The sequence below is a fragment of the Paenibacillus sp. BAC0078 genome (assembly GCF_054483875.1).
The window spans coordinates 313,942-320,203 of the sequence record NZ_JBTLRW010000008.1 but is presented as its reverse complement, the minus strand read 5'-3'; the positions used below and the strand labels follow the sequence as shown (position 1 = coordinate 320,203).

Here is a 6,262-nt window from a genome sequence, read left to right as displayed (position 1 = left end):
GAATGAGACACCCCAAGCCTATCTTCAAGAGTTGGAGCAAGCCGTCACCGACAGCCGTGTCTCTCACGGAAAAAAGCCGCTACCTCCTCTGTCGAAAGAGGAGGCGGAAACGAAAAAACTGAAAGTGAGCCTGACCGATCCGGAGAGCGGCTACATGAGTCGTAAGAATAAACCGGAAGGGTTCTTTTACTTAGACCACCGGACCGTTGACCACAAATACAATATGATTACCGATGTGTACGTGACGCCAGGCAATGTTAATGACTCCACCGTGTACATGGAGCGCTTAAACCGGCAGCTGGAGACCTTTGGTTTTCGAGACACCCTTGAAGCCATAGCCCTGGATTCTGGATACATGGTACCTCATATTTGCAAGGAAACGATGCCTTGGATGAGTGTGATTGCCGAGCGAAAACCACCGAGTAAGCCCGGATTTCTTGCGAAAGAAGAATTCACCTATGATGCGGAAAAGGATGTATATGTATGTCCATTAAGACAACAGCTCACGTACCGAACGACGAACCGACAAGGCTATGACGAGTATATTTCGCCCAAGGCACACTGCGCGATTTGTCCGAAAGTGACTCAATGCACCGAAAATCCCAAGCACCAGCGTATGATTCAGCGGCATGTATGGGAGGACTTCAAAGAAAGAGTACAGCAAAACAAGAAAAGTCCGGAAGGCGAAAAGATATACAATTACCGCGCTCAAACCATTGAGCGTAGCTTTGCTGATGCCAAAAATCTGCATGGGTACCGTCGATGCCGAATGCGCGGCAAAGCCAAGATGCAGGAACAGGCGTTAATGACGGCTATTGCACAGAATCTGAAGAAAATAGCCCGACATTTAGCACAGAAGGAGACCCGTGCTCTTTATTTGTGTATGAAAAACGTTAACTTTCGCTACTTCGACCGCCGTTTGGATTTCAACATGATTTTTGCGGCTTAAAATGGACTTTACCAACAGTCTGACTTTTTCCATCTATTCACCAAAAAGTTAGTGAAATTCACAAATTAGGTTTCCTTTTTCCACTTCATCCAATCTCGCGGTTCATTCCGTAAGCGATTACCCTGCGTTCTCGCCGCTCATGCTTGAAATCTCTAATGAAAACTACCCTGTCCGCTTCGGACAGGGTACAGCCGGCTATTTCGCCGACATTTCCATTAAAGCCATATTCAGCTTCAGCACATTGACCCGTTCCTCGCCAAATAATCCGAGATCGCGGCCTGTGGTATATTTCTTCACTAATGCTTCCAGTTTATCCGCCGAAATTCCTGTCAGCTTGCTGATTCTGGGAATCTGTACAGTGGCGGAGGCCGGGGAGATATCCGGGTCCAGACCCGAGCCTGAATTCGTCACCAGATCAACCGGCAGTTGATTCACAGGAACATCAGGGTTATCCTGCTTCCACTGGGCGATTGAATCGCGTGTGCGCTGCAGCATATCAGGATTCGATGGTCCATAGTTGTTCGACCCCGAAGCCTCTGCCTTGTAATCAATGCTGGATACGCGCCCGTGGAACAACGCCGGATTCGTAAAGTTCTGTCCAATTAGTCCAGAGCCAACCACCTGGCCCTCGCTGTTCTTCAGCAGGCTGCCGTTCGCCTGGGAAGGCATGAGCACCTGGGCAATGGCTGTGGAAGCCAGCGGATATACAATTCCGCAGAGTACAATGAACACTACGCTTAGCCTAACTATACTTATCCAATAAGAACCTTTTGACACCTGTTCCTGTTCAACTGGTTCTGAATTGATAGTTCCCATTCTTAACTTCATCCTCTCTCTCACCCTTATGTCTATCCGTCAAATCCAAATACTGACCAGCAGATCAATCAGCTTAATGCCCACAAACGGAACCAGAATTCCTCCCAGCCCATAGATGAAAATATTCCGGCGCAGCAGCTTGGTAGAGCTCATTGGCTTATAGGATACACCTTTCATCGCCAGCGGAATAAGCAGCGGGATGATAATGGCGTTAAAGATCAGCGCCGAGATAATCGCAGAGCTTGGCGACCCCAGCCCCATTACGTTCAGCACATTCATCTCCGGAATAGCGAGCGTGAACATCGCGGGAATGATGGCAAAATATTTGGCAATATCATTCGCAATACTGAAGGTCGTCAGGGCGCCACGGGTCATCAAGAGCTGCTTACCGATAGCCACAACCTCAATAATCTTGGACGGGTCAGAGTCCAGATCGACCATATTAGCAGCTTCCTTGGCGGCCGATGTGCCACTGTTCATCGCAAGACCCACATCCGCCTGTGCCAGTGCGGGCGCATCGTTCGTGCCGTCGCCTGTCATAGCTACCAGCTTGCCCTCGGCCTGTTCACGGCGGATAACCTCGATTTTATTCTCCGGCGTGCTTTCGGCAATAAATCCGTCCACCCCGGCTTCGGCGGCTATTGTCGCGGCAGTAAGCGGGTTGTCACCGGTACACATAATGGTCTTGATACCCATTTTGCGCAGCTCGTCGAACCGTTCCTTCATCCCCGGCTTAACCGTGTCCTTCAAATAAATAAGCCCGTAAATCCGGTTATCTACTGCCACGGCAAGCGGGGTCCCCCCTTTACCGGCGATCTCGTTAGAGCATTTATCCAGGTTGTCCGGGATCAGCCCTCCTTGCGAAGATACCCAACGTTTAATGGAGTCTACAGCTCCTTTACGCACCATGCGGCCGTCCTTCAAGTCCAGTCCGCTCATCCGCGTTTCGGCGCGGAATTCAATGAACTGTCCTTCCAGTGAGGAATCGTAGCTGTGTCCTTGCTTTTTAACAAGTTCAATGACGGAACGGCCTTCAGGCGTCTCATCCTTCAGGGAGCTGATTGCCGCCCATACAGCCAGTTCTTCTGCACTTTCCTTGCCCACAGGAACAAATTCGCTCGCCATACGGTTGCCGTAGGTGATTGTGCCTGTTTTATCGAGGATCATCGTATTGATGTCACCAGCGGCCTCAACCGCTTTTCCTGACATGGCAAGCACGTTGAACTGAGTCACCCTGTCCATGCCTGCAATACCGATGGCTGACAGCAGACCGCCGATGGTCGTTGGGATCAGACAGACCAGCAGCGCGATCAGAACCGGGATTTCCAGGTCAACATTCAGATAAGATGCAATCGGACGCAGAGTGACAACCACAATCAGAAAGATAATCGTCAAGCTGATTAAAAGTGTGCTCAGCGCAATTTCATTCGGCGTCTTCTGCCGTTTGGCTCCTTCGACGAGTGAGATCATCCGGTCGAGGAAGGATTCACCTGGATCACTTGTAATCCGCACTTTAATCTCATCACTGACAACCCTTGTGCCGCCTGTGACCGAGTTGAAATCTCCGCCAGCCTCTTTAATAACGGGAGCTGATTCCCCGGTAATCGCTGATTCATCTACGGAAGCCAGTCCTTCAATGACCTCGCCGTCGCCGGGAATCAGTTCACCCTGGCTGACGACAACGATATCGCCCTTGCGCAGCTCAGAAGAGGCAACAGTTTTGATGGCCCCGCCTACCAGCTTATTCGCGGAAATATCCTGTTTCGTTTTCTTGAGCGTATCGGCCTGCGCTTTCCCCCGGCCTTCAGCCAGCGCTTCCGCGAAGTTGGCGAATAGGACGGTAACCAGCAGGATGAAGAACACCGTAATATTGAAGCCTATGGAATCCTCGGCATTGAAATAACCGGGAGCGAGAACCATTAGCAGAACAATAAAGGTTCCGATCTCAACAACGAACATGACCGGGTTCTTCATTAAGGTCATCGGGTTCAGCTTCAAGAAGCTGTCCTTGACCGCACTTTGTATGATAGGACCTGTCAGCAGCTTTTTTCTTGGTACAGTACTCATTGTGTTCTCCCTCTTCCTAACGTAAGGTCAAATATTCGGCAATCGGACCGAGGACAACGACCGGCAGAAAGGTCAGCGCGCCGATGATCAGCACCGTACCGATCAGAATACCGGTAAACAAGCCGTTGTCTGTGCGGAAGGTGCCTATCGTTTCAGGAACCGGCTTCTTGCGGATCATGGAGCCGGCAACCGCGAGCATCGCAATAATGGAGACATACCGTCCCAACAGCATTACGATCCCGGTGGTAATATTCCAGAACGAAGTGTTGTCCGCCAGCCCTTCAAAACCCGAGCCGTTATTAGCGGCAGAGGAGGTATATTCATATAACACCTGTGTCAACCCGTGAAAGCCCGGATTAGTAATAGCGCCTTTACCCAGCTCGGTCAGGAAGGCTCCGGCAGTCGGTGCCAGAATAATCAAGGGATGAATCAGAATGGCGATCGCAATCAGCTTCATTTCCCTTGCTTCAATCTTCCGTCCCAGGAATTCCGGCGTTCTGCCAACCATAAGCCCGCAGAGGAAGACCCCCAGAATGGCATACATCAGCATGTTGACCAGACCGACGCCCTTGCCTCCGAACACGTTGTTCAGCATCATCAGGGCCAGCGGAGTAATGCCGCCGAGCGGTGTGAGGGTGTCATGCATATTGTTAACGGAACCGGTTGTCGCCGCAGTTGTCACAGTGGTGAACAAGGCACTCTGCGGGATGCCGAAGCGAACCTCCTTGCCTTCCATACTGCCCTGCGAAGCATTGATGCCCATCGCATTAATCGCCGGATTCCCCTGGGTTTCGGCATAATAGTTCAGCCCCAGCAGTAGCACGAACAAGGTTATCATGGCGCTGAAGATCATCCAGCCCTGGCGTTTGTTTTTGGCGAATAATCCGTACATATAAGGCAACGCTGCGGGCAGCGTCCACATCGACAGGATTTCAATGATGTTGGTCAGCGGCGACGGGTTCTCAAAAGGATGCGCAGAGTTCGCCCCGAAAAATCCGCCGCCGTTCGTTCCCAGATGCTTGATTGATTCGAGTGAGGCTACAGGTCCGATTGCGATCTGCTGTGAAGCTCCTTCCAGCGTTGTTACCTGAAGAGTAGGCTTTAGTGTCTGCGGAACCTGCAGCGCCACAAGCACTAGTGTAATCAGCAGCGCAAGCGGGAGGAATACACGGGTGATCGCCTTCACGAAGTCTTCGAAGAAGTTCCCCACGCTGTCCCTGCCGGTAATGCCTCTCACGAAGGCCACGGCTACAGAAAATCCGCTCGCTGCCGAAGTGAACATCATCATGGTGATGACCGCCATTTGCGAGAAATACGATAGGCCGGTCTCACCGCTGTAATGCTGCAAGTTAGTGTTGGTCATGAAGCTGATTACTGTATTGAACGAAAGCGTCTGTTCCATCTTGCCGGTTCCATTCGGATTAAGCGGCAATGCGCCTTGCAGGCGAAGGAACAAATAGCTGAAGGCGACCAGTACGATGTTGGTTGCCAGAAAGCTGATGGCATACCTCTTCCAGGACATTCCCTTGCGGTTGTTCAGACCGCTTAGCTTGAATATCCCCCGTTCAAAACCACCGAAGATCCGGTCTGTCCGGTTCGGTTCATTTGAGAATACATGATATAAATAAGTTCCTACTGGCTTAACCAGCAGCAGCAGTATGGCAATGACAGCAATGATTTGCACTATACCCACGGATGCTCCTCCTTAAATGTAAAAGCTGACTTAGAATTTCTCGGGATTAACCAAGGCATAAATCAAATACAGAAACAATAACAAGGTTGCTATAATGACCACCGTCATTGCCCGGTTCCTCCTTTATCATCAACAACCTTCCCACACCACAGTACAAATGTGTAAAATAAAACGAATAACCCGGCCAAAGCCGCCACCATATACACATCCAGCATCGCCTTTGCCACTCCCCTCTCTCTACCTTTTTCTGCTTTCCAACTCTTTTATTCTTCCGGTTTAGCGTAACATTTCTCCCATTAGTTCAGGGTTAGAGTTTTCATGAGCGGATAAAGATTGCATTAAGATACGCCAGAAACATTGTCATAGATCAGCCTTCTCAAAATATAAGAATTTATATGTTTCACACTATAAATTATCCTTATATTTCTCGCTGAAACGGATACCGTCCTTTTATGGACGGCTAGCCGTTTCTACTTGCCCTTGCGGGAGATTTCCCGGACAAATTCTTCAGCCGCTTTATTGACGTTCTCATCCTCATAGCTGTCAGTGCTACGCAAATCGCAATAGTCGAATATTTTTTTAATGCTATACAGCAGCACCAGCATGAGCGATACAAGACCGGTATTTTTCAAAATTTCATTCATAAAAAAGACTCCTTCTCCCTTATTCTTGGTTACGGATATAGCGTATCACTCCCGCCATTAGTTCAGGGTTAGGGTTTCTATGAGCGGATAAAG

Annotated in this window: 6 protein-coding genes; 1 reads left to right on the top strand and 5 read right to left on the bottom strand. The window is 49.8% G+C overall.

Annotated features, from left to right (window positions below):
• Window positions 1-949 (top strand): transposase (locus ACX1DY_RS17495; RefSeq protein ID WP_458965468.1); only part of this gene is annotated, 949 nt, incomplete at its 5' end.
• 195 nt (window positions 950-1,144) lie between these two features.
• On the opposite strand, the gene kdpC is transcribed toward ACX1DY_RS17495, so the two are convergent.
• From kdpC to ACX1DY_RS17470, 5 genes are all read right to left on the bottom strand, one after another.
• Window positions 1,145-1,765, bottom strand: coding sequence for a potassium-transporting ATPase subunit KdpC (gene kdpC / locus ACX1DY_RS17490; protein ID WP_458965467.1), 621 nt, complete (start codon window positions 1,763-1,765; stop codon window positions 1,145-1,147).
• A gap of 39 nt (window positions 1,766-1,804) precedes the next feature.
• On the bottom strand, window positions 1,805-3,832 hold the full coding sequence (gene kdpB, locus ACX1DY_RS17485; RefSeq protein ID WP_458965466.1) for a potassium-transporting ATPase subunit KdpB: 2,028 nt from the start codon (window positions 3,830-3,832) through the stop codon (window positions 1,805-1,807).
• Between the two features lie 16 nt (window positions 3,833-3,848).
• Window positions 3,849-5,525, bottom strand: coding sequence for a potassium-transporting ATPase subunit KdpA (kdpA, locus tag ACX1DY_RS17480; RefSeq protein ID WP_458965465.1), 1,677 nt, complete (start codon window positions 5,523-5,525; stop codon window positions 3,849-3,851).
• Window positions 5,526-5,555: 30 nt separating this feature from the next.
• On the bottom strand, window positions 5,556-5,633 hold the full coding sequence (kdpF, locus tag ACX1DY_RS17475) for a K(+)-transporting ATPase subunit F (protein WP_458965482.1): 78 nt from the start codon (window positions 5,631-5,633) through the stop codon (window positions 5,556-5,558).
• Between the two features lie 362 nt (window positions 5,634-5,995).
• Window positions 5,996-6,169 (bottom strand): hypothetical protein, encoded by a 174-nt coding sequence (locus ACX1DY_RS17470; RefSeq protein WP_458965464.1) that lies wholly within the window; start codon window positions 6,167-6,169, stop codon window positions 5,996-5,998.
• Window positions 6,170-6,262: the final 93 nt, after the last annotated feature.